This window comes from Lysobacter sp. HA35 (genome assembly GCF_054061195.1).
In genome coordinates, this window is sequence record NZ_JBSSDY010000001.1 from 2389035 (window position 1) to 2413339 (window position 24305).

Annotated in this window: 19 protein-coding genes and 1 pseudogene; 8 read left to right on the forward strand and 12 right to left on the reverse strand. The window is 68.3% G+C overall.

The annotated features are described in order from the left end of the window. Positions 1–21 precede the first annotated feature (21 nt). From ACVWZN_RS11660 to ACVWZN_RS11670, 3 genes are all read left to right on the forward strand, one after another. Positions 22–501: a tRNA (cytidine(34)-2'-O)-methyltransferase gene (locus ACVWZN_RS11660; RefSeq protein WP_456953954.1), complete on the forward strand. Its 480-nt coding sequence runs from the start codon at positions 22–24 to the stop codon at positions 499–501. An 84-nt stretch (positions 502–585) separates the two neighbouring features. Beyond that, on the forward strand, positions 586–1866 hold the full coding sequence (locus ACVWZN_RS11665) for an SDR family oxidoreductase (RefSeq protein ID WP_456953955.1): 1281 nt from the start codon (positions 586–588) through the stop codon (positions 1864–1866). Next, positions 1863–2339 (forward strand): DUF2269 family protein, encoded by a 477-nt coding sequence (locus ACVWZN_RS11670; RefSeq protein WP_456953956.1) that lies wholly within the window; start codon positions 1863–1865, stop codon positions 2337–2339. Before ACVWZN_RS11665 ends, ACVWZN_RS11670 begins: the two co-directional genes overlap by 4 nt. Here ACVWZN_RS11670 and wrbA read toward each other — a convergent pair whose 3' ends face one another. The 3 genes from wrbA to ACVWZN_RS11685 all read right to left on the reverse strand — a co-directional run bounded on the left by wrbA (position 2340) and on the right by ACVWZN_RS11685 (position 12564). Next, positions 2340–2939 carry an NAD(P)H:quinone oxidoreductase gene (wrbA, locus tag ACVWZN_RS11675; protein ID WP_456953957.1) on the reverse strand — a complete coding sequence of 200 codons (600 nt, stop codon included), beginning with the start codon at positions 2937–2939 and terminating at the stop codon, positions 2340–2342. Positions 2940–3073: 134 nt separating this feature from the next. Beyond that, entirely contained in the window at positions 3074–6604 is a 3531-nt protein-coding gene (locus tag ACVWZN_RS11680) for a hypothetical protein (protein WP_456953958.1), read from the reverse strand. A gap of 11 nt (positions 6605–6615) precedes the next feature. Further along, positions 6616–12564 (reverse strand): Ig-like domain-containing protein, encoded by a 5949-nt coding sequence (locus ACVWZN_RS11685; protein ID WP_456953959.1) that lies wholly within the window; start codon positions 12562–12564, stop codon positions 6616–6618. Positions 12565–13140: 576 nt separating this feature from the next. On the opposite strand from ACVWZN_RS11685, the gene ACVWZN_RS11690 reads away from it, so the two are divergent. Next, positions 13141–13710, forward strand: coding sequence for an OmpO family porin (locus tag ACVWZN_RS11690; protein WP_456953960.1), 570 nt, complete (start codon positions 13141–13143; stop codon positions 13708–13710). Positions 13711–13872: 162 nt separating this feature from the next. After that, positions 13873–14460, forward strand: coding sequence for an outer membrane beta-barrel protein (locus ACVWZN_RS11695; RefSeq protein WP_456954762.1), 588 nt, complete (start codon positions 13873–13875; stop codon positions 14458–14460). Between the two features lie 72 nt (positions 14461–14532). Here the strand turns inward: ACVWZN_RS11695 and ACVWZN_RS11700 are convergent, their stop codons facing one another. From ACVWZN_RS11700 to ACVWZN_RS11720, 5 genes are all read right to left on the reverse strand, one after another. Beyond that, on the reverse strand, positions 14533–15588 hold the full coding sequence (locus ACVWZN_RS11700; RefSeq protein ID WP_456953961.1) for an NAD(P)H-dependent glycerol-3-phosphate dehydrogenase: 1056 nt from the start codon (positions 15586–15588) through the stop codon (positions 14533–14535). Positions 15589–15594: 6 nt separating this feature from the next. Beyond that, positions 15595–16110: a protein-export chaperone SecB gene (gene secB, locus ACVWZN_RS11705; RefSeq protein ID WP_027081612.1), complete on the reverse strand. Its 516-nt coding sequence runs from the start codon at positions 16108–16110 to the stop codon at positions 15595–15597. Between the two features lie 75 nt (positions 16111–16185). Beyond that, positions 16186–16623: a rhodanese-like domain-containing protein gene (locus ACVWZN_RS11710; RefSeq protein ID WP_456953962.1), complete on the reverse strand. Its 438-nt coding sequence runs from the start codon at positions 16621–16623 to the stop codon at positions 16186–16188. Between the two features lie 70 nt (positions 16624–16693). Continuing rightward, entirely contained in the window at positions 16694–17110 is a 417-nt protein-coding gene (locus tag ACVWZN_RS11715) for a hypothetical protein (protein ID WP_456953963.1), read from the reverse strand. 91 nt (positions 17111–17201) lie between these two features. Then, positions 17202–17666, reverse strand: a complete 465-nt coding sequence (locus tag ACVWZN_RS11720) for a YiiD C-terminal domain-containing protein (RefSeq protein ID WP_456953964.1) — start codon at positions 17664–17666, stop codon at positions 17202–17204. 33 nt (positions 17667–17699) lie between these two features. On the opposite strand from ACVWZN_RS11720, the gene ACVWZN_RS11725 reads away from it, so the two are divergent. Further along, on the forward strand, positions 17700–18458 hold the full coding sequence (locus ACVWZN_RS11725) for a uroporphyrinogen-III synthase (protein ID WP_456953965.1): 759 nt from the start codon (positions 17700–17702) through the stop codon (positions 18456–18458). A gap of 72 nt (positions 18459–18530) precedes the next feature. Further along, positions 18531–19763: a heme biosynthesis HemY N-terminal domain-containing protein gene (locus ACVWZN_RS11730; protein WP_456953966.1), complete on the forward strand. Its 1233-nt coding sequence runs from the start codon at positions 18531–18533 to the stop codon at positions 19761–19763. Between the two features lie 55 nt (positions 19764–19818). On the opposite strand, the gene ACVWZN_RS11735 is transcribed toward ACVWZN_RS11730, so the two are convergent. Continuing rightward, the gene (locus tag ACVWZN_RS11735) at positions 19819–20823 is read right to left on the reverse strand and encodes a DUF4349 domain-containing protein (protein WP_456953967.1); all 1005 of its coding nucleotides are present in this window, start codon (positions 20821–20823) and stop codon (positions 19819–19821) included. A gap of 98 nt (positions 20824–20921) precedes the next feature. After that, positions 20922–22199, reverse strand: coding sequence for an acetyl-CoA C-acetyltransferase (locus ACVWZN_RS11740; RefSeq protein WP_456953968.1), 1278 nt, complete (start codon positions 22197–22199; stop codon positions 20922–20924). Between the two features lie 88 nt (positions 22200–22287). On the opposite strand from ACVWZN_RS11740, the gene ACVWZN_RS11745 reads away from it, so the two are divergent. Further along, positions 22288–23196 (forward strand): hypothetical protein, encoded by a 909-nt coding sequence (locus ACVWZN_RS11745; protein WP_456953969.1) that lies wholly within the window; start codon positions 22288–22290, stop codon positions 23194–23196. A 46-nt stretch (positions 23197–23242) separates the two neighbouring features. Here the strand turns inward: ACVWZN_RS11745 and ACVWZN_RS11750 are convergent, their stop codons facing one another. Together ACVWZN_RS11750 and ACVWZN_RS11755 are read right to left on the reverse strand one after the other, a co-directional pair. Beyond that, complete coding sequence (locus ACVWZN_RS11750) at positions 23243–23470, reverse strand: DUF378 domain-containing protein (RefSeq protein ID WP_027081604.1); 228 nt, start codon at positions 23468–23470, stop codon at positions 23243–23245. Between the two features lie 260 nt (positions 23471–23730). After that, positions 23731–24225, reverse strand: a pseudogene (locus ACVWZN_RS11755) (pyridoxamine 5'-phosphate oxidase family protein); the annotation flags it as partial. Positions 24226–24305 lie beyond the last annotated feature (80 nt).

A 24305-nucleotide genomic window follows, 5' to 3' on the forward strand; every position in this document is an offset into this window, starting at 1 on the left:
CGCGACAGCGATAATGCGCGCATGTTCGACGTCGTCCTCTACGAGCCCGAGATTCCGCCAAACACCGGCAACGCGATCCGTCTGTGCGCGAACACGGGCGCGCGTTTGCATCTCGTCGAACCGCTGGGTTTCGACATGGACGACAAGCAGCTGCGTCGCGCCGGGCTCGACTACCACGAGTACGCGATGGTGAAGGTGCATCGCGATCTCGACTCGGCACTCGCGCATCTCCGCGACATGCACGGCGATGCATTGCGCGTATTCGCCTTCAGCACGCGCGGCACGGTTCGCTTCGACACGCCGGCCTATCGCGAAGGCGATGCGTTCCTGTTCGGCCCGGAAACGCGCGGTCTGCCGGACCACGTGCTCGATGAACTGCCCGCGGAACAGCGCCTGCGGCTTCCGATGCGGCCGGGCGTGCGTTCGTTGAACCTGTCGAACGCGATCGCCGTGACGGTGTTCGAAGCGTGGCGTCAACAAGGGTATGCCGGCGGCGCATAACCGCATCTGTCGCGCCGCCGCGCTCGTATCGACTCCCGGCTACGCAGCACCCGTGTAGCGTGCGACCACCGCAGGAGATCGGACATGCGAGTTCTGGTTACCGGAGCGACCGGCTTCATCGGCAGTGCGATCGTCGACACGCTGCTGGCGCGCGGCCACGTGCCGGTGCCGGCCGTGCGCGACGTCGCTGCGGCGAAGCGGCGCTGGCCGTCGCTCGATGCGGTCGCGGTGGATTTCGCACGCGATACCGATGCGGCTGCGTGGACGTCGCGATTGAATGGCATCGATGCGGTCGTCAACGCTGCCGGCATCCTGCGCGAAAGCGGCTCGCAACCGTTCGCCTCGTTGCACGACGCCACGCCGCGTGCACTGTTTGATGCCTGCGTCGACGCGGGTGTTCGTCGCGTCGTGCAGGTGTCCGCGCTCGGTGCGGGCGATGACGCCGCCAGTCGTTATCACCTGTCGAAACGCGCTGCCGACCGACATCTGCTCGCGCTGCCGCTACATGCGACGATCGTGCAGCCATCCGTCGTGTTCGCACCGCAGGGCGCGAGCGCCGGCATGTTCCTGATGCTGGCAACGCTGCCGTTCGCGTCGCTGCCGGGCGGCGGCGTGCAGCAGGTCGCGCCGGTGCATCTGGATGACGTGATCGACGCGATCGTGCGTGCGCTCGAAGCGGATGATCCGCCGCGGCTCGTCGCGGCGGTCGGGCCTGAATGCATGACGTTGCGCGGCTACCTCGACACGTTGCGTCGCTCGCTCGGGCTGGGCGCGCTGCGTGTCATTCCCGTGCCGATGCCGCTGGTGCGCATGTCGGCACATGCGATGCAGCACGTGCCCGGCTCGCTGGTCGAACCGGAAACCATCGCGATGCTCGAGCGTGGCAACTGCGCGCCGGCCGACGGTTTCGCTGCACTGCTCGGACGCGCACCGCGTGCCGCGTCGACGTTCGTGCCCGCCGCGCTTCGCGCGATGACGCGACGCGACGCGCAACTGCGCTGGGGGCTGCCAATGCTGCGCGTGTCGATCGCGATCGTGTTCCTCGTCACCGCGCTGCTGTCGTTCGGACTGTATCCGCTGGATGCCAGCCGCGAACTCGTTGCACCGCTCGGCCTCACCGGCACACTCGCCAACGTGGCTGTGTATTCGGGGGCGACGATCGATCTGCTGCTCGGCATCGCGATGCTGCTGCCAATAAGACGCGGTCCAGTCTACATCGCGGCAATGCTGCTCATCGCGGCGTACACGCTGATCATCACCATTGCGCTTCCGGAGTTCTGGCTGCATCCGTTCGGACCGGTGCTGAAGAACATCCCGATCGCCGCCGCGCTCGTGCTTCTGCACGCACTGGACCGTCGCCCATGAACGACTACTTCCTCATCAAGACATTGCACGTGCTGTCGGCGACGTTCCTGTTCGGCACCGGCGTCGGCACCGCGTTCTACCTGCTGGTGACGACGCTGGGCCGCGATGTGCGCGTCGTGGCGAGCGTGACGCGCTGGGTCGTCGTCGCCGACTGGCTGTTCACCGCCACCACCGCCGTGCTGCAACCGCTGACCGGCGCGTGGCTCGCGCATCGCATCGGCATTCCGTTTTCCGCCGGCTGGCTGAAGTGGTCGGTCGGGCTGTATGCCGTCGCGATCATCTGCTGGCTTCCAGTGGTGTGGCTGCAGATGCGCCTGCGCGACCTCGCACGCGAAGCGCTCGCCGACGGCACGCCGCTGCCACCCGCCTACTGGCGCACGTTCCGCGCCTGGGTGCTGCTCGGCGTGCCCGCGCTGTTCGCGTTCCTCGCGATTTTCTGGCTGATGATCGCCAAGCCGGCGATCGGCACCTGATCAGCCGAAGATTTTCGTTGCGAGCTGCCCGACCTCACGCCCCTGGAAGCGGGCGCCGTCGAGTTCGCTCGCGGACGGCTGCCGCGATCCGTCGCCGCCCGCGATCGTCGTCGCACCATAAGGCGCGCCACCGGTGATCTCGTCGAGTCGCATCTGGCCCTGGAAGCTGTACGGCAGGCCGACCACCGCCATGCCGAAATGCAGCAGGTTGGTGATGATGGAGAACAGCGTCGTCTCCTGACCACCGTGCTGCGTCGCGGTCGAAGTGAATGCAGCGCCGACCTTGCCGTTGAGCGCGCCGCGCGCCCACAGACCGCCGCACTGGTCGAGGAAATTCGACATCTGCGACGCCATGCGCCCGAAGCGCGTGCCCACGCCGACGATGATCGCGTCGTAGTTCGGCAGCTCGTCGACCGTCGCGATTGGCGCGGGCTGGTCGAGCTTGTAATGCGAGTTGCGCGCGACCTCCTCGGGCACGAGTTCCGGCACGCGGCGGATGTCGACCTGCGCGCCGGCCTCGCGCGCGCCCTCGGCGACCGCGTTCGCCATCGCCTCGATGTGCCCGTACGCCGAGTAGTAGAGAACCAGCACCTTCGCCATCGTCGCGCTCCGCCAGGAAAACGCGATTGCACGGCGGCGCGTGTCAGCAGGGTGTCCAAGCGGCACTGGTGTCAGCAAAAACAACGCCGCCGGAAACCGGCGGCGTCGAGTGGAGAGCAAGGCCTCCCAGGGGATCAGTACAAGCCTGCGAGATTCAGGAAGAACCCGTGGTGGTCGTAGTCGAGGTCGGTGAGGTCGTCGCTGAAGTCGGTGAAGTTGTAGCCGACGCCGATCTTGAAGTTGTCGCCGAGCTGCCGGTCGACACCGATCAGGCCGCCACGACGCGTGCCGCCGTCCTGCACGTCGAGCTGGCGCAGTTCGGCGAGCGCGTCCCAGTTCTTCGGCAGGTGGTAGCGCAACTGCACCGCGCCGAAGTCCGCGCGACTGTCCAGCCACGCGCCTTCGCCGCGACCCAGGCGATAGTCGCCCCAGCGGCTGGCCAGCTTCGGCGCAAGGCTCCAGCGATCACCGAGTTGCACTACGCCTTCCAGCGACAGCACCTGCGAACGCTGATCGTACTGCGCGCCGCCCTCCTGGCCCGGCGATGCCTGGTCGAGCAGGTAGGTGTACTTGCCGAACAATGCATAGCGCGTGGTGTCGTGCGGACGCCATGCGAAACCGAGGTTGCTCTCCGCCAGGCGCGCGCCGCGGGCGACGTTCAGGCGGTCGTCCGTATCCGAATAGTTGACGCGCGCGGCGATGCGCCAGTCTTCATTGACGCGGTACAGCAGGCGATTGGTGGTGACCCACTGCGTGCGCTGTTCGGCTCCGGTATCGCGACGGTATTCGAGCTTGCTCGACCACTGCGTGCGCGGATCGGTGCGGCCCGCGCTGACGCTGTATGCGTGGCGATCGACGTCGCCGGTGGTGGCTGCGAGGTGTCCCTCCATCACCGTGAAGCCGAGCTGCCAGCCGTCCGCCGGATACACGTCCATGCCGAGCGTATGCGTCACGCCCTCGTCGCCGGTGCTGGAACGGATCGACTGGCTCTCGTTGTAGACGTTGAGCTGGTTCGACAGGCGCCAGCGCTGGCCGAGCGTCCAGCCGTTGCTGAGCGCGCGGTCGAACTCGCTAGCGACGCGCGAAGCCGTCGTATCGGTGCTGTAGGTGTACGCGCCATAGACCGAATGCTCATCGCTCAGCCGGTATTCGCCGTTGAGCTGCGCCGCCTGCCCACGGGTTCCGTCGCTGATCTCGGCGCCGACATTCGAGCGGTTGCCGAACAGATACTTGCCGCCGAGGGTCGCGCGGTTGTTGGTCGCGTAGCCGCCATCCTCGCCAAAGCTGGCCTGCCCGTTGCCGTACAACTCGAGCGACGAGCTCACGCGGCGTCGGTATTCCAGTGCCGCGAGCACGGCCTTCTGGTCGACGCCGGCGTCGCGCTCGCGCACGCGGCGCACTTCCATGCCCAGGCGATCGGCATCGCTGATGCGCCAGCTGCCGGTGATCTGCGCGTCGTCCAGCGTGGACGTGCCGCGCTCGGCATGCGACGCGCGGCCGAACAGATCGAAGCGCTCGCCGATCTGACCGGTGAACTCGGCACCGCTTTCCGTTGTTGCCATCGCCGTGTCGAAACGCGCGACCGAGAAGCCGCCATCGACATCGCGATGCCATGCACCGACGGTCCAGTCGCGCGAGCTCCAGCCCAGTTCCTTGAAGTTCGCCCGCGCCTCGACCGCCGTCGCGGTTCCCGAACGCTCGGCGAGCACCGGGTTGCGCAGCGCGAAGCTCAGGCCGCCGTTGTCCGAATAGAACACCGGCGCCGCGGTGGAATCGCTGCGGTGCTGCTCGACCTTGAAGTACGTGCCGCGACCAGCCTGCAGGGTGAGGTCGCCACCGGCGAGCCGGTAGTCGTCGCCCTCGCGGTTCTCGTCGACGTAGGTGCCGCCGACCGCGACGTGGTCACCGATCCACTGCTTCGCGCGCACGCCGGTGCCGGCATGGCCGGCGTCGAAACCGGTCGGCACGTATTCGTAGTCGGCCAGCAGGATCTGCTCGTAGCCGTCCAGCGGCTCGTCGCGCGTCAGCGTATGCACGTTCTCGCGCGTGATCTGCGCGAGCGGGCGCTCGAGGATGATGCGGCCCTGCAGTTCGTCGATGTCGTAGTCGGCGCCGCGCTGCAGCGTGACGCGCGCTTCGGTACGGCCGGTGCGCACGTCGCGCACCTCCAGCACGATCTGGTCCGAGCCCGGCAGCAGATCGGTATGACGCAGGTAGTACAGCGAGCCACCGGTGCCGAGGAACTCGGTGTGGCCGGGCGCGCTCTGCGCTTCGCTGCCGAATGCGCGCAGCAGCGTACGCGGCTCGCCGAGCGCTGTGCTCGCGCGCGATGCGTAGTTCAGCGCAGCGCCGTACAGCGAGCGCTGGTACTGGCCGTATTCCGTGCCGCTGAAACCGGTGGCGAAGTTGCCCCACAGCGCCTGGCTGCGATCCCAGTCCACGCGCACGTAGAGCTTGCCCTGCGTGTCGACATCGCGCGTCGTGGTGGAGTCGTCGCCGTACACCGGGTAGTACGCATCCGGGTCGAGGCGACGGAACACGTCGGTCGGGCGCGCATCGAGGAAGCCGTCGAACAGATGATCGAGTTCGCGTTCTTCGGTATCGGCCTGCGCGGTGACGAGGTATTTCCCCTTCACCTTGCCCTTGAGATAGAACGCGAGCCGGCCGTCCTTCATGAAGCCGTCGTCGAACTTCTCGTCGCCGGCAAGTGGCTCGATGTGATCGCCGCCGCCGGACTGCGACAGCGTGACGTCGGCGAGTGCGACCAGGAACAGATACCGACCGGTGACATCGACGACCAGCGGCTGCGTCGCCGTGGCGTCTGTGCCTGCAGCGATCTCGTAGCGATGCGTGCCGACCGGCTCGAGGAACTCGGCGGCGAACGTGCCGTCCTGCGCCACCTGCACCGGCTCGTCGTTGACGGCGACACGCGCGCCGTGCGGCACGTCGCGGCCGTACAACCGCACGCGCGAGCCGTGGATCGCGATGTTCTGCAGTCGTAGGCCGTTCGATGACGATGCATCGGCCTGCAGGTGCAGCGACTGCGCCTCGTCGCCCGACACGGATTGCCCTCGATCGCGCTCGACCGTGTTGCGCGTGGCCTGCACGCCGCGCTCGTAGTCGTCCGGCGTGACCAGCTGCAACAGTTGCGGATACGTTTCGTCGAGCACGCCGCGCTTGTCATACGCACGCGTGACGTAGCGCAGCGAATCGCCGGCCTTCAGCGAGAGGTTCGCCGGCAACGCGCCGTCCCATTCCGCCTTCGGCATGCTGCCGACGGGAAGTGCAATCGTCGCGAGCGGTGTCACCAGGTCTTCGTCGCTCGCGCGATAGACCACGATCTCCATGCGCTCGATGAACGCCGGGTAGTTGGTCGCGCCCTGGAACTGCACGGGGCGTGTGATACGACGGCCGTCGAACGGCGTCGTGCCGCCGGCGGTGACGCTGAGCCGTGGAGGCGCGAGCGTCGGATCTTCCGTCGCCCATACCACGCCGCCGCCGGGCAGGTTGACCGCATAGCGACCGGCACGCACCAGTGCGGCCTGGTCGGACGCGGACGTCGACGACGCCGTAGCGGTCGCCTGCGCCGCGAATGCCGGCGCGACGGCGCCGGTGTACAGGATGCCGATCAGCGCGAGATCGAGCAGCTTCATTTTCAGGTTCATGTGCTCGTGTCTCAGCGCGTGGCGGTGTCGGACGCGTCGCTGCCTTCGGGCAGCGCGACGCCGAAGTCGAATCGCACCGGAATGCCCGGCGTGATGCGGCGAACCAAGGGGTTGGACGTGGTGAACGCGGCACCGGGCGGCAACGTGGCCGCGTCGACCTTCAGCACGAAGTTGCTGCCGCGCAGGGCGTGGGATGCCTGGATGCCGGCCACGTGGTAACGGCCTTGCACGTCGGTTTCGATGACGAGGCCTTCGACCGACGCGATGCGCACGCCGGGCAGTCCCGGCTCGTCGGGCTGCTGGACGCCGTCGCGGTTGCGATCGACGAACACCGTGCCGAGGATCAGCGAGTCGTCCATCGTCGGATCACCTTCGACGGTGACGTCGGCGGTGGCCGTGTTGGACACGGTGCTACCGGTGGAATCGGTCGCGCTCACCGAGTTCGTGTGCGCGCCGCGGCCGACACCTGCGCCGACGCGCAGGACGTAGACGATGGTCGCGCGACCGCCGACCGGTACGTCGATGCCACTGATGCGGATCGGCTGCGTACCGGCGAGTACGAAACGGTCGTCCGCGTCATCGACGCTCAGCGAGCCGTCGACGTAGGTGAAGCCGGCGGGCGGCGTGTCGATCACGGTCGCGCCGTTCGCCGGCGAGATGCCGGTGTTCTCGACGACGATCGTGTAACGGACGAGGTCGCCGACATGCACGCTGCGCGAGGGCACCGTCTTGACCAGGCGCAGCTGCGGCGCCTGCATCGCAACCGTGATCGCCACCGTGGCGATGTCGCACACCGGCGCCGGCGCGGAGCGGTCGCATATGCGGTAGCGGAACTTCTCGGTGCCGAAGAACAGCGCGCTCGGCGTGTAGGTCAGCGTGCCGTTCGGGTTCACCACCACGCTGCCGTTGGTGGGAGGCGTGACCACCTGCAGCGACGTCGGATCCAGCGGCGCACCGCCACCGTTGATCGTCGTGCGCATCGGGTCGATCACCACCGGGCCGGTCTGCGGCGTGTTCAGCGCCTGGTCGATCGCGTCGATGAGGTTCGGCGTAACGATGAGGTTCGCCGTCGCGTCCGCACACACGGTCGGGTTGACGACGTCGCAGATGCGATAGATGAAGCTGTCGATGCCGCTGTAGTTCGTCGCCGGCGTGTACGTGACCGTGCCGTTCGCGTTGACGACGGCCGTGCCGTGGGTCGGCGCAGTGGTGACGGTAACCGCGACCGCGTTGTTGGCAACCGCCGTTCCCGCCATGGTGTCGTTGCCGAGCACCGCAATTACCGTGGCGGTGTTCTGCTTCGTCGTTCCGACGTCGTTGCTGGCGGCAAGTGCCGGCGCGATGACGTTGACGGTGACCGTCGCGGTGTCGCAGTTAGACGGGTTGAGCTGCTCGCAGATGCGATACGTAACGGTGTACGTGCCAGCGGGCGTGCCGGCCGCAACGGCGATGTTGCCGGTGGCTACATTGAGCGTAACGCCCGCGTTCGACGTCGCGACCTGCGTGAGCGTGACGTTCGCCGTCGTGGCGACTGCGCCGTTCAACGCATCGTTGCCGAGCACGTTGATGGCCGACGGGTTACCCGCGACGCCGTCGATCGGCGCCGTGGTGTCGTTCGCCGCATCGATCGCCGCCGCGGACACAATGACGGTCACCGTTGCGGTGTCGCAGTTGGTCGGATTGAGCTGCTGGCAGATCCTGTAGACGACCGTGTACGTGCCGGCCGGCGTGCCCGGTGCGACGCTGACCGCACCGGTCGAGGCGTCGAGCGTGATGGCGGGGTTCGTCGACGACAGCTGCGTCAATGTGACGTCCGCGAGCGTCGGCGTGCCGCCGCCGAGCGTGTCGTTTGCGAGCACGTTCGTGATGGCGCTGCCGCCAGTCGCGCCGACGATCGCCGGCGGTGCATCGTCATTGGCCGCGATCGCCGCAGCCGAGACGCTCACCGTCAACGTCGCGGTATCGCAATTGGTCGGATTGAGCTGCTCGCAGATCCGGTACGTGAGCGTGTACGTGCCGGCGGCCGTGTTCGGCGCGAGGTCGACCGTGCCGTTCGCATTGAGCGTGAGCGGGCCGTTGCTGGTCGGCGTCACGGTGACGTTGGACGTCGTTGCCGGCGTCGCGCCCACCGTGTCGTTGCCAAGCACGTTCGCCACCGCGGTCGCACCTGCACTGCCGTCGATCGGGCCCGCGGTGTCGTTCACGGCGTCGATGACCGCCGCGGTGACGGTGACGGTAACGGTCGCCGTCATGCAGTTCGACGGGTTGATGGTTTCGCAGATGCGATACGTCAACGTGTAGGTGCCGGCGGGCGTACCCGGCGCGACGCCGACCGCGCCGGTCGTGGTGTCGAGCGTGACGCCCGGGTTGCTGGTGGACACCTGGGTCAGCGTGACGTTGGAAGCGTTCGCGCCGCCGCCGTTGAGCGTGTCGTTGCCGAGCACGTTCGCGACCGCGGTGCCGCCCGCCTGACCGTTCGCCGTGCCGGCGTCGCCATTGGCGACCAGCGTTGCGGACGTGACGTTGACTGTCGCCGTCGCGGTATCGCAGTTGCCCGGGTTCGCCGTTTCGCAGATGCGGTACGTGATCGTGTACGTGCCGGATGGCGTGCCGGGCGCGACCGTGGCCGTGCCCGTTGTCGTATCGAGTGCGACGTTCGGGTTGGAGGCGGGCGTGACCACGTCAAGCGTGACGCTGGCCATGGTCGCGGCTGCGCCGTCGAACGTGTCGTTGCCGAGCACGTTGGCGATCGCGATGCCGCCGGATGCCCCACCGGTGCTTCCGGCGTCGTCGATCGCATCGATCGCGAGTGCGCTCACAGTCACCGCGGGTGCGGATGCGGAGTTGTTGGTCAGGTCGGTGTCGATCGCGAACGACGATGGCGTCACCGTCGCGGTCACTATGCCGATCGTGGACGGCGTGGTCGTCGGCGCGGTGCCGGTCACGAAGATCGTGATGCTGCCGCCGACCGGCACATCGATCGCAGTGTTGATGTCGCCGGTGCCGCCCGACGTCGCGCAACCGGAGGCGCACGACCAGGTCACGCCGGTGAGCTGCGCCGGCATGGTTTCTTCAAGCGTCGCGCCCGGCACGGTGGACGGGCCGTTGTTGGTGACGGTGATCGTGTAGCTCACCTGCCCGCCGGCCTGCACCGGCGATGCACTGGTCAGCACGTTGGTGACCGCGAGGTCCATCGCCGCCATCGCGGTGCCGCCGTTGCCGGTGGTGTCGCTGTTGTTGCCCGGCGTCGGGTCCGCTTCGTTCGCGCTCACCGAGGCGGCGTTGTCGAACGTTCCGGGTACCGCCACGGCGGTGACGTCGATCGTCGCGCTCGCGCCCGATGCCAGAGACGCGATCGTGCACGGAAGCGCAGTGCAGCCCGCTCCCGACACGTTGGTGATCGTCAGGTTGGTCGGCGTGTCCGTGACCTGCACGTTGGTCGCCGTGGCGGGACCCGCGTTGGCGACGACCAGCGTGTACTGCAGGTCCTGCCCTTCGTAGTACGGCCCCACGGTGACGAGTGTCTTCGTCATCGAGATGTCGGCGCCTGCCGACACCACGAAGTTCGCGGTCGCGCTGTTGTTGGTGTTGTCCGGGTCAAGCGTTGCGGCCGAAACAGTCGCGGTGTCGACGATCGCGACGCCGTTCGACGTCGATGGATCGATGCGCGCAACCAGCGTGGACACTGCGCTTGCGCCGCTCGCGAATGACGCGATCGTCGCGTTGATCGAACCGTTGGTGCCCACGGCCGGCGTGGTTGCCGACCAGCCGCCCGGCGTCGACAACGACACGAAGGTCGTGCCCGTAGGCAGCGCATCGGACAGCGAGACATTCGAAGACGTGCCGGGGCCCGCATTGGTGACCGTGATCGTGTACGTCACGTTCTGGCCGGCGAGGTACGGGCCCGGCGTCGCGACGACATTCGTGACGCTGACATCGGCCGGTGACGTCACGACAGTCGATGCCGACGCCGTGTTGTTGGCCGGTGTCGGATCCGCGACGCCCGCGGGCATGCCAACGGTCGCGGTGCTGGCGAGCGTGCCGCCGGCCGGCGTGGTGCCGCTGATGGTGAACACGACTGCGCCGCCGCTCGGGAAGGTCGGAATCGCAAGCGCACTGAGGTCGGTGAGGCCGGCAGTGGACGGACACACCGCGCCGCCCGAAGCGGCGCAGGTGATGCTCACTCCGGTGAGCGCGTTCGGCACGTCGTACGTGACGGTCGCGCCGTTGGCCGGATCGGGGCCGGCACTCGCGACGTTGAGGTCGTAGGTGATCGCGCTGTTCGGCGTCGCGGTCGCGGGCACGTTCGCGAACGCGATCGAAACGTCGGCCTGGTTGCTGACGCTGAACGTCGATGGCGTGGTGCTGCCGGAGCCTGCGGCGCCGCTCGTGCTGCTGACGTAATTGACGTTGGCGACGTTCGACAGCGTGCTGCCGTTTGACACTGGATCGATCGTGACCTTGAAGCGCACCTGCGTGCCCGCGGCGGGCGCGATCACGCCGCCGGTCGATGCGTTCGCAGTGGAGCCCACGCGGAAATTGATCGTGCGCGTCGCGCTGACGTAGTCGGCTTCGTCGTCGCCGCTTGCATCGGTCTTGGCGCCGACGTTCGCGCCCCCCACGACCTCGAGCGAGCCGGGAACGTAGGTCACGCCCACCGGCAGCGGATCGGAGATGCGCGTGTTGGTGGAGTTGTCGTTGCCGCGGTTCGTCAGGCCGATCGTGTACGTCACCACGTCGCCCGGATGGAATGACGTCGTGCCGTTGTCGTTCGTCGCGGTCTTGGTGAACGACGTGACGATTTCGGGTTCGAATGCGTCGGTCGCGAGCGTCACGACGCCCTGGTAGTTCACGTCGCCACTCGTTGCGCGGACGCGCAGCACCGCGGTGGTGCTGCCGTAGGGCAGCGGCGTCGCGGGCTTGATGTTGTCGATGTCGATGCCGAGCAGGTTCGTCGCTGCCGGCGTGCGGCCCGCGGTAACCGGCGTGCCTTCGAACGAGATCGAGCTGTTCCAGACGTCGTTGACCGGGTTGGACGCGTCGGACACGGCGTTGAGCGCCGCGGTCGTCGCACCGAATTCGAGCGAGTTGCCGCCGTCGGACTGGCCGCGGTCGCCGTCGTAAACGACGAGCCCGAGATTGGTGTTCACCGTGCCCGAGATCGGCGTGTAGAAGCCCGAGATGTTGATGTCCTGGAATGCCGGCGTGCCGTTGCCGTAGACCAGGCCGTCGAACACGGACAGGTTGCGTAGCGTGCCGTTCGGGTCTTCGTAGGCGACGACGATGGTCCAGCCGCCCCAGTGACCGGTGCCGCCCACCGTCTGCGCGACGTTGGCGACGGTGTAGACACCACTTCCCTGCGCGGCGGCGACAGACGTGATGTCGGCGAACGACTGGTAGCCGTTGGTCCCGGCCACGGTGTCGACGAGGCTCGCGGTACGCGTGGTGTAGCCGAGCCCCGGCGCACGCAGGCGCACGGTGGTGCGCGCGACGGCGTCGGTGTTGTCCGCGCCCCAGTACAGGCCGGCGAACCGCACAACCGCGCCCGCGGGCAGCGTCAGCGTCGCCGAGCTCGAATTGATGTTGTTCCCGCCGTCGGCATCGACGTTGACTGCGACTGCCGCGAAGTCATTGTTGCGGCCCGTAGTCGGGCTGGTCAGCGCGGTTGCGCATGCCGCGCCCGTCGTCGCACTGGCCGGGTCACACGTCAGCGTGTGGTTGCCGATGAGGCGGATGTCGCCCTTCACCGTGAACGCCTGCGCGCCCACTGCCGGGAAGCGCCGTGCGAACGCGCGCTGCGCGTGCGCGTCCGGCATGGTCGCAAGCGTCGCGGTGCTGATGATCAACGTGATCGCCAGCAGACGGGCCGACGCGACGGCGCGTGAAACTCGCGCCAGCCAACCGCGGTCATCGACGCAGGTCATGGGCGCCGGGCGACGCGGTGCATTCGAAAGGGTCATCGGGTTTCGCTCGTCGGAACGAACCGGCTTTCGGCCGGTCGGCGAGGCAACGGGAGCTGCCGGATCTCGGAAACCGCGCTTCCCCGGGTCGACGACCCACGCGGCCGGAAGCGGCGGGAGTGCCCCGTCGCATCCGCGATCCGGCGAGCCGAATCGCGACGCCGTCCTGCGGCGCCTTCACGCGATTTGCACATCTCGTGCCAAACACGTCACGGTTTGGCCGATAGACCAGCGTCGCGCGGTCTTCCCGCGGCCGCCGAGCCATGTTTTTCACGTGGCTTTTACATTTTCCCGCGGCGCTGGCAGCTCGCCGGCATACGCACCGGCGTCCCTCTAGATCGACCGGCGCGACCCAAACGGGTCACCACCGTCTGGTCGGCTGCGACGGAATTTGACGCGCCGCGTCATACGCCACCGCATGGAATCCGGCGGCCGACCATCGTCTATCTGAGAAGTTCCTAAACCGGCTGGTTCAGGATTAAGGATCCGTTCGAACGGGCTCCGGATACTCCCCCGCACCGGCCGATCGAGCCGGACGTCCGACCAACAAGAACAATTTCAAAGGATCGACCCCTCATGAAGCGCACCCTCCTCGCTCTGACCCTGCTCGCCGCCCTGCCGTTCGCCGCCTCCGCAGCCGAGGGCGTCTCGTACAACTACGTCGAAGGCGGCTACACCCGCGTCGACGCCGGCCACACCGGCACCAACAACGATGCCGACGGCTGGGCGCTCAACGGCTCCGGCGCGATCAACCCGAACTTCAGCGTGTTCGGCGGCTACTCGAAGGTCGACATCAGCGACACCGACATCAGCCTCGACCAGTGGCGCCTGGGTCTGGGCTACAACCGCGAGATCAACCCGAAGCTCGACCTCGTCACCCGCGTCGCCTACGAGAAGTTCGACGCCGGCCAGGGCGTCGACGGCAACGGCTACAGCGTCGAGGCAGGCGTCCGCGGTGCGGTCAACCCGAACTTCGAGGCCTACGCGATGGCCGGCTACGAGGACTACCAGGACTTCGACGGCGACTTCTACGGCCGCGTCGGCGCGCTGGTGAAGTTCAACCCGACCTGGGGCATCAACGCCGACGTGAAGTTCGCCGACGGCGGCGACACCCAGTGGTTCGTGGGCCCGCGCATCTCGTTCTGATTCACGACTCGAGTCCTCTCTCCCCCGACTCGTGAGTGCAAAAGCCCGGCTTCGGCCGGGCTTTTCTTTTGCTCGCGTGACGGTTTTGTTAATATTGTGTGACCACGGCTCGCCGTGGTCGACAAAACAAAACTAATAAAACAGGGGATTTCCTTGAAGAAGATGCTCGTGCTGGCCCTTGCGCTGGCAACCGCTCCGTTCGCCGCCTCCGCGGCCGAAGTCGTTTCCCATACCTACGTCGAAGGCGGCTGGACGCGCCTCGGCCTCAATACCAGCAGCGACCTGGGCAGCGACACCGATTTCGACGGCGGCTACATCCGCGGCTCGGTCGGCTTCGCGCAGAGCTACTACGTGTTCGGCGGCTACGCCCGCGGCACCAACAACGATTACGGCACCGACATCGATGCCAACGAATCGAACATCGGCGTGGGCTGGTCGATGCCGGCCGGCGAGCGCGCCGAGCTCAATGCCGAGATCGGCTATGCGCGCAAGGAGGTCAAGGTCTCCGACGCGGGCTTCTCCACCGTTGGCGACGGCGCGCGCGCCAGCGTCGGCGTGCGGGGCGCGTTCAACCCGCACTTCGAGGGCTGGCTGAAGGCGAACTACGAGGACGGCGGCGATTTCGGCGGCGACTTCTCGGGCACGCTGGGCGTGCAGGCCAAGATCAACCCGACCTGGGGCATCGTCGGTGAGCTCGTGGCCGGTGATGGCTACACCCGCTACAACGTTGGCGTCCGCGCGAGCTTCTGATCGCAGCGACATCGCGAACGAAAAAGCCCGGCTTCGGCCGGGCTTTTTTTATGCGTACGACGAATTCGTCGATCAGCCGAACAGGCCTGTCGGGTACTCGGGTTTCTGCTCCCGCGACAGCAACTGGCGCAGGCCGTCGGCGGGCGTCAGCTGGCCGTGCAGCACGGCGCGCACTGCGCTGGAGATCGGCAGTTCAACGCCCGCACGTTCCGCTTGGCGCATGACCTCGTCGGCGGTCTGCACCGATTCCACCACCTGCCCGATCTCGCGCACAGCGGCCTCGATCGACTGCCCACGACCGAGCGCGAGGCCGAGCCGGCGATTGCGCGACAGGTCGCCGGTGCACGTCAGCACCAGATCGCCGAGGCCGGCGAGGCCCATCAGCGTTTCGGCCTTGCCGCCCAGCGCCTGGTTGAGGCGAAGCATCTCGTTGAGCCCGCGCGTGATCAGGCCAGCGCGCGCGTTGAGTCCGAGCTGCATGCCGTCGGCGACGCCGGTCGCCACCGCAAGTACGTTCTTCATCGCCCCGCCGAGTTCGGCGCCGAGCATGTCGTCGCCCGTGTAGGCACGGAATGCCGGGCCGTGCAGCGCTTCGGCGACGACCTGCGCGAAGTCGGCGTCGTCCGAATGCACGGTGAGCGCGGTCGGCAGACCTTGCGCGACTTCCTTGGCGAACGACGGGCCGGTGACCACGGCGAGCGGCACGTCGGCGCCCAGCACGTCGGCCGCGACCTCGTGCAGGAACCGACCACTTCCCGGCTCGAAGCCCTTCGTCGCCCATGCGACGCCCGCATGCGCGGGACGATGCGGCGCGAGCGCGCGCAGGGTTTCGGCGAATGCATGCGACGGCACGACGACGAGCACGAGGTCGGCGTCGCGCAGCGCGGTGGCGAGGTCACTGGTCGCGCGCAGCGCGTCGGGCAATACGACGCCCGGCAGGTAGCGCGGGTTTTCGTGCGCCGTATCGATCGCCTGCAGCACATCGACGTCGCGACCCCAGAGGGTCACGACTTCGTCGTTGCGGGCCATCAGTGCGCCGAGCGCGGTGCCCCAGGAGCCTGCGCCGAGCACCGCGACGCGCCGGGGCGCGTGCGGTTGGTCAGCGTGTTCCACTTCGGATCCGGCCATCCCGGATCAGGCGTTGCCGACCGCCTCGGACGACTCGAGGCCCTGCGTCATGCGCTGGCGGAGACCCTCGGCGTACAGGCCTTCGAAGTTCAGCGGCTGCAGCAGGAACGGCGGGAAGCCACCGGCCTGGATGAGGTCGGAGATCAGCTGGCGCGCGTACGGGTACAGCGCGTTCGGGCAGTGCGTGCCGAGCATGGCATCAAGCGTCTGCGCGTCGAAACCGGCGAGGCCGAACACGCCGGCCTGCTTCACTTCGGCGAGGTAGAGCGGCTTGTCGTCGGCCAGGCAGGTCAGGGTGATGCCGAGCACGACCTCGAAGGCCGCGTCGTTGAGGCGCGTGACCTGCTGGTTGAGGTTCATCTGCAGCTGCGGCTGCGTCTGGTCGTTGAACACCGCCGGCGCGCCCGGAACTTCGAAGGACACGTCCTTGACGTAGATCTTCTCGACGGTGAAGGACGGACCGGTGGCCTCTGCGGCGTCGGTGGCGCCGAACTCGGCGTCGTTCTGGATCTCTTCGGTCATGGCGCGTGCTCCGGCACGAATTTCGAAAGCGAAAGGAGCGGGATTATGGCACGACGCATGCGCCGCACCTCCCGGTCAGGCGCGGCCTTTCACCAGCGGAAGACCCGCCTGCTGCCACGCCGCGATGCCGCCGTCGAGCCAGTGCACGTGCGCGAATCCGCCCTTCTTGAGCTTCCCGGCGACGTCGGCGGAACCCTGCCCCGTGCGGCAGACGACGACCACGGGCCGCTCCTTCGCGGCACCCAGCACCTTGTGGTCCGGCCCGAACGAACTGGCCTGCACGTTGCGGCTGCCGGCGATGTGGCCCTTCTCGAAATCGCCGCTCGCGGAGAGGTCGACGACCAGCGCGTCCTCGCGGTTGACCAGTGCGGTCAGCTGCGCGGGGGTGAGTGCCTTGTACGGACGGAACAGCCGCGCGAGCTCGGTGGCGATGATGGCGACCGTCAGAACGACGAACGCGATCGCGTAGAACGAGTGGCGGCCTGCGAAATCGAGGACTTCCTGAAAGTTCACGACGTGCGGCCCACGGAAACGGGCGCGGATTGTCGCATGCGCGGGCCGCGCTCCGGCCGGCGCGAGGGCCTCAGTCGCCGGTCCAGAGATTCGGCAGGCCGCTGGTGATCCACCACGCCTTGGCCTGCGGGTCCCAGCGCCAGGTTTCGCGGTAGCGGACCGTGCGCTCGGCGAGCGTGTTGCGGTTGATCACGCCGATCTGCACGTCGCGCACCGCACGCCCGGTCCGGAAGTCCACGCTGGCGCCGGCGTCGTGGTAGCTGGAGATCTGCACCTGGCGGTAGCGCGCGGCTTCGATCGAACTCGGCGCCTGCGTGGCGCGCAGGGTCGGGTCGATGAGGTTCACCGCGCCCTCGAAATCACCCCAGCGGATGGCGGCGGCCCAGGCGTCCTGCGCCGGCGGAAGCGCGCGTTGGGCAGGGCCGGCCGACGCGAGGCCGACGACGAGCAGCAGCAGGAGCGGCAGGTAGCGAAGCAGTCGGCGCATGGTGGTCTCCCCGGATGCGCCGATCCTAGGGCCGTTCGCAGCGCCGGGACAGCGGACGGGGTCGCGCAACGGCGGTGGCGTGGGCGCCGGTTCAGCCGCCCGGTGCGCGCACGATGGCGGCGAAGCGGGCATCGAACGTGGTCGCGGGGCGGCCGTCGGGCAGGTCGACGCGCGCGACGAGGTCGATGCGGCCGCGGCCCTTCGCGCGAATCGTCGCGATGAAATCGCTCCACGACGCGTCGTCGCCCAGCGAGGCTTCGGCGACGAGATCGTCGTACAGCGGTGCGAGGTAACGGATGCGGCTGTCGGCGACGTAGATGTCGCAGTCGAGCTCGGCATCGTTCAATGCGAGCCAGACGCGACCCCAGCAGGCGAGCGTCATCAGCGACGCGAGCGAACCGCCGAACGCACAGCCCTTGTCGTTGACGTTGGCGGCAAGCGGCGCGGACAGCCGCAGGCGTTCACCGTCGAACGCATCGATGGACACCTGCAACGCACGCACGGGCGGCATGCCCTGGTAGTGCGCATCGAGATGCGCGAGCGCGTCGGTGCTCATGACGACACCGGCCGGTATGCGAAGCTGCGCGTCATGCACGACTCCCTGTCGACGGGCCCGCGATGGTACGTGATCTCGCTGCGGCCGCGCGGGCAACACCAGCGGCTGCGCGACGTCGCACGTCGATTCGGACACGCGGTGATCGCTCTGTCGCCGGTGCGCATCGTGATGCGTGACGACGCCGCGACACGCACTGCATTGCGCGATGCGCTCGCATGCGACGTCGTCGTGTTTACCAGTCCGAATGCAGTTGCGGCGGCAAAGGCGTTGCAGTCGCTCGATACGAAAGCGAACGTGGTCGCGCTCGGTGACGGCACGGCACAGGCGTTGCGACGCGCGGGGATTCGTGACGTCGTGAAACCATCGCGCATGGACAGCGACGGCGTGCTCGCACTGCCGGTGTTCGATGCGATCGCGGGCCGCAGCGTCGGCCTCGTTACCGCACCGGGCGGACGCGATCTGCTCGCGCCGGCGCTGCAATCGCGCGGCGCGCGCGTGCTGCGGGCCGATGTGTATGCGCGCGAGCCGTGCGGTTTGCCGCGCACGGGACTGCGGGCGTTGCGCGGTGTCGACGGCTACCTCGCGATCGCACTGTCCAGCGGCGAAGCGCTCGACCTCGCTGTCGAACAACTCGAACCGGGCGACCTCGCGCGACTGCGACGTGCGCGCGTGGTCGCGGCAAGCGAACGGCTGGCCGCGCATGCCAGACGCCTCGGGTTTGATGACGTCGCCATCGCAGACGGCCCGCGACCCGCGCAACTTGTCGCCGCGCTGAACCGAAGCGGCCGCTGAAGCGGCTTTTCACGGGACCTCACACCGCCGCTGTCGAGACTGCACGTCATCGCCGTCCCGTCGGGGTCCGTCATGTCGTTCATCCGCAGTCTGCTGCTCTGGACGGTCGTCGTCCTCGCCGTCGCGCTCGCCGCGCAGGTTCTGTTGCCCGAACCCGGCCTCGTGCTCATGCGCTACGGCGGCAATGACTACACGACCACCATTCCGCGCGCGATCGCCGTCGGCCTCGCGATCTTCGCCGGGCTGTGGCTGCTCACGCGCCTGATCGCAGCGCCCGGTGTCGCGTTGCGTCGTCGCCGCGAGCGCGCCGAACGCGTGCGCCTGAGCGGCGCGCTGGAAGACCTGCACCTGGGTCGCTGGGACCGCGCCGAGCGTTCGCTCGCAAACATCGATGACCCGGACACGCTGGCCATCGCCCGCGTGCACGCCGCGCGCGCCGCGGCTGCACGTGGCGAACCCGCGATCGCGCAGCAGCATGTCGATGGACTCGCGTCTTCGCATCCTGCGTTGCGTGCGGTCGCGCTCGCCGAACTCGCGCTCGCACATGGTCGCGCCACGGATGCACTCGCCGCGCTCGACGCACCGAACGCTCAGCCGCTGCCTCCGCGTGGCCTTGCACTGCGTGCGCAGGCGCTCGCCGATGCCGGTCATTACGACGAGGCCTACGGAATGCTCGGTGCGCTGCGCAAGGCCGATGCCGTGCCGCAGGCGGACCTGCCGCGCCTGGAAGCACGACTCGCGCGCGGTGCGCTGGCGAATGCGGTCGATGGCAATGCGCTCGCGTCGCGCTGGGATTCGATTCCGTCGTCGCTGCGCCACGACCCCGCGATCGTCTCGGCGTACGCCGAACGCGCGGCCGCACTGCATTGGGACGACGCCGCAGCACGTGCGATCGAACAGGCGCTCGACGCGCATTGGGACGATTCGCTCGCGGCGCTGTACGGGCGCCTGTCGATCGGTCGACTCGACGAGCGTGCGTCGCGCGTGGAACGCTGGCTCGCGCAGCATCCGGGCAGCCCGGGCCTGCTGTTGAGCCGCGCGCGCCTGCAGTACGCGCACGGCGACTGGCCGGGTGCGGAAACCACGTTGCACACCGCGATCGAGCGCGGCGCGGGTCCGGAAGCCTGGGAATTGCTGGGCCACGGCTACACGGCGAACAGCGACGATTCGCGCGCGCGCCTCGCCTATGCGAACGCGCTGCGCAGCACGCGCGGCGATGGCTTGATCGAACTCGCGCCCGATTCGCGCGTCGCACGACCGCTCGATCCGACGGTCGATCCACGCGGCAGCACGCGACTTCAGTAACCGCTTAGCGGGAGAGCGCCTGCGTCGCCGATGCACCGGCGGCGCAGGCGTTCGATCATGCGCGGCGCGAACGCTTCCAAGCGCGCACCGCGATGACGACGATCGCAATACCGAGCCACAACGGCCAGATCGCGATCAGCGCGATCAACACGTCGAGCAGGCCACGTCCGCCGTCGGCAAGCGCGGTGCCAAGCCGCGAGAAGAAACCCGGGCGCTCATTGCGCAGGATCGAGTCGACGTCCGGACGTTCGGCGCGTCGAACCTGCTGCGGCTGCGTCAATGCGAAATCCAGCGTCGCGAACTCGACACGGTCTTCGAACGTGCGTTGTTCGATGAGTGCTTCGTCGCGCTGGGTCTGCTGCTCGACGCGGCCTTCGATCGCAGCGGTCTTGTCCTGGAGCTTGCCGCCCTGCGCGCTCGCGTCGCCAATCGCGGCCTGCGCCTGGTCGTGCCGTGCGCGCGCGAGCTGGCGACGCAGCAGTTCGAACTGCGCATCCATCGCTTCGTAATGACGACGGTCGAGGAACTCGAACTCGCTGGCGACCGAACGCAGGAACATCTGCGTGCGATCGCTGGGCACGCGCACCTGCAGCTGGCCGCGCACGGTGTACGTGGACAGTTCGACGAGGCGGCCGTTGCCGAGCGGACGATGTTCGACGCGATCGATGCCGGTGCTGACATCGTCGCGCGTCACGAAACCGCCCTGCGACGCGGCGAGGTCGGCGATGCGCACCGCGGCATGCTGCACGTCGCGCACCTGCGCCTCGACCTGCGCGGCGCGGATGAAACGTCGGCTGCCGACCTGCTGGGTCATCGCGGCCGAGCCCATGGCATCGGGATCGACGCCGGGGCCGGTGACACCTGGCTTCGCCGCTTCGGCGGCATCCGCGGCGACGGCTTGCGCCGGCGGAGCGGGCTCCACGTCCGCGGCTGGCGCCGATGCGGATTCGCGTGCGGCGCCGGCATCGGCCGCCATCGACGAATCCGCCGCCGAGTCGTGCTTGCTGCAGGCGACGGTCAACAACAACAGCGCGACGGGTAGTACGAGGCGACGGCGCATCAGCGACTCCGAAAGGTGGTGTGCCGTTACCAACGGCCGGCCGACCTTAGCGGGGTTGCGAAGCGGCCGCACGCGCGGCCGCCTTCACGGTCGATGGATCAACGCTCGAGGATGGCGACCACGCCCATGCCGCCCGCGGTGCAGATCGAGATCAGGCAGCGTCCGCCGCCGCGCTGCGCGAGTTCCTTCGCAGCGGTGGCGACGATGCGCGCGCCGGTCGCGGCGAACGGATGGCCGGTGGCCAGCGACGAGCCGTTCGGATTCATCTTCGCGGGGTCGATCGAACCCAACGCGCGCTCCAGGCCCAGACGCTCGCGGCAGTACGTCTCGCTCTCCCACGCGCGCAGCGTGCACAGCACCTGCGCAGCGAACGCTTCATGGATCTCGTAGAAATCGAAGTCCTGCAGCGTGAGCTTGTTGCGCACCAGCATCTCGGCGACCGCCACCGTCGGCGCCATCAGCAGGCCTTCGCCCGCGACGAAGTCGACCGCCGCGACATGCGCGTCGCGGATCCAGCACAGCGGCTCGATGCCGCGCGCCTGCGCCCAGTCGTTGCTCGCGAGCAGGCAGGCCGATGCGCCATCGGTGAGCGGCGTCGAATTGCCCGCGGTGAGCGTGCCGCGACCGCTCGTGCGATCGAACGCCGGCTTGAGCGACGCCAGCTTCGTGAGCGTCGAGTCCGGACGCAGGATGTTGTCGCGCGACACGCCGCGGAACGGCACGACCAGATCGTCGAAGAAACCACGGTCGTACGCGGCGGCGAGCTTGTGATGCGACGCCACGGCGAGTTCGTCCTGCGCCTCGCGCGGGATCGCCCATTCCTTCGCCATGTCTTCGCAGTGCTGGCCCATGGACTTGCCGGTACGCGGCTCGGCGACGCCGGGGAAATCGGGCTTCAGCTCGCGCGGCGAGAAACCGGCGAACGCGCGCAGCTTGTCGCCCGTCGTCTTCGCCGCGGCGGCCTTGAGCAGGCGGCGACGCAGCTTGGCGCCGTAGACGATCGGCACGTCGGACGTGGTGTCCGAACCGCCGCCGATGCCCGAGTCGATCTGGCCCAGCGCGATCTTGTTGGCGATGTGCACCACGGTGTCGAGCGACGTACCGCAGGCGCGTTGCAGGGTGATGCCCGGCGTCAGCGGCGACAGGCCGGACGACAGCGCGGCTTCGCGGCCGAGGTTCCAGTCCGACGAATGCTTGATGACCGCACCCATCGCCACTTCGCCCAGCTGCGCGCCCTGCAGGCCGTACTTCTCGACCAGGGCGCCGAGCGTGCGCACCGACAGCCCGAGGTTGCCGACGTCGGCATACGCGGTGTTCTGGCGGCAGAAGGGAATGCGGACGCCGCCGAGCACGGCGACGGGACGGAACTGGCGCATGGCGACCTCGAAGATGGCGACGACGCGGCGCGCGGCGCGCCGTGGGCATAATGCGGCGAGTGTAGCGCTACCACACGCCAGCGTACTGATGACCGAATCCACGAACGCGACCAATCCCGCCGGTGCCCTCCACGTGCTCGGCGCGCTCGCGCTCGAGGTGCCGGGCGATGCGCCGGCGCGCCACGACCGACTCGACCAGGCGCAGGCCGGCGAACTCGCCGCGCTGATCGCTGCTGATCTCGCGACGTTCGCGCCGGGTGCGGCGGAGCTCGAGCTCGTCGTCGTCGGCGCGCATTACGACCCGGTGGAACTGCTGCGACCGGGCTGGCCGCTGCACCGCGAACTCGACGACCTCGCCGCACGTGCGCCGGGCCGCAACCGCGCGCGCATCGTCGCGTTCGGCGCGCACGACGGCGGTCTGCCGGGCGCATTGAGCCCGCGCGACGACTTCAGCGGCGGCCCGCTCCGACTTGTCCCATTCGTGCTGACCGGCGACATCGACCAGGTATCGGCGGTCGGCGATCTGTTCGAGCACGAGTTGCTCGAACGCGGCATGGCTGGCGCCGCCACCGCGCTCGCGGCGCAGTCGATGTTCGGCCTGCAGGTCGAACACGCGCGCTATCTCACGGTGCACGACCTCGCGGCGATGACGTCGCTGCAGTACGAACACGCCGGCCTCGCGCCGCTGTGGCCGCTGATCGAAACCGCGCTGCTCGCGCCGCTGGACGAAGCCTGGTTGGACGAGCCGCCGGAACCCCTGATCCATTACGCGGACGGCGAAGCACGCATCGCGCTGTTCTCGCCGCAGGCCTGGCAGAAGCGTTATGCGGTCGGTCTTGATTGCACGACGGACGACTGCCGCCAGCAGGCGTTGCGCCAGCATCGTCATTTCGAATCGCGCCAGCGCCAGCTCGCCGCGGTGCTGCAGGCGCATGGCGTGGTCGTGAACTTCGTGCACTGCGACCGCGACGACGACGCGGTGCACTCGCTGGCCTAGCGTCAAAAAGGCCGGCCGCGTGATGCGGCCGGCAATCCCTCTGACATCAACGCGCGGCTTGTGCGCGCGCTTCTCCGACCCGGCCACCGCGGAACAGCGGAATCAGCTGCCACAGGGCCGAAAGACCGACGAGCACATAGACGACCCGCGCGAGCGGTGCGTCCTGGCCGCCGAACAGCGTGGCGACGAGATCGAACTGGAAGAGGCCGACCAGGCCCCAGTTGATGCCGCCGACGATGACCAGTACCAGCGTGATCAGGTTCAGTGCTTTCACGACATGTCTCCGTTGAGGGAAGGAACGCCCGGCGCCTCGGGGCGGACGACAACCGCGCGCGCCGAAGCGCGAACGGGCCGTCCACAGCGGTACGCGTTCGATCCCATTCCGGATGCAGCCGCTCAGTGCAGCGTCGACGTGCGGCGCGCGGTCGCCCGCTTGCCAGTGAGCACGCCGGCCGCGGCTTTCTTCGTCGCCGACTTCGAGCGGCCGCCCTTGGACTTGTCGGACGGCGGCCGCACCGATTTACGCGTGCCGTCGCGCAAGTCGAGGATGCGGTTCTCGCCCATCAGCTCTTCCTTCTTCGTGACGCGCGCGGCGACGAACGCGAGCAACTTGCCGATGCCGGTGCGCGGGCCGGTCCAGTACTCGGCGCTGCGCACTTCGACTTCGAGCAGCACGAGGTTCGGATCGTTCACGCCCTTCGGGAAGAACGCCTTCATCGCATCGCTCCACAGCGATTCGATCTTGCTGCGGTTGCGATTGATGCGCGCCTCGCCCGCCACCGACACGTAGACGTTCGAATCCTTCGACGCGTAGGCGACGTTGACCTTCTTCTTGCGGCGAATCTCGCCGATCTTCGGGCTGTCGGCTTCGGTGAAGAACCACAGGCGCTCGCCATCGAAACTCGCCTGCTGCGTCGACAGCGGGCGACTGACGAGCCATCCGTCCGGCCCGACGGTGGTGAACATCGCGATGTCGATGCCTTCGATCAGCGTGGCGAGCTGCTCGGCACTGGTGGGCTTGCGGGCCATGGCGGGCTCCGGTGGAAGGACCGGGCCACGCTGCGTGCAGGCGCGCCAAAGCACGGTGAATCGACGTTGCAATCGTTCAG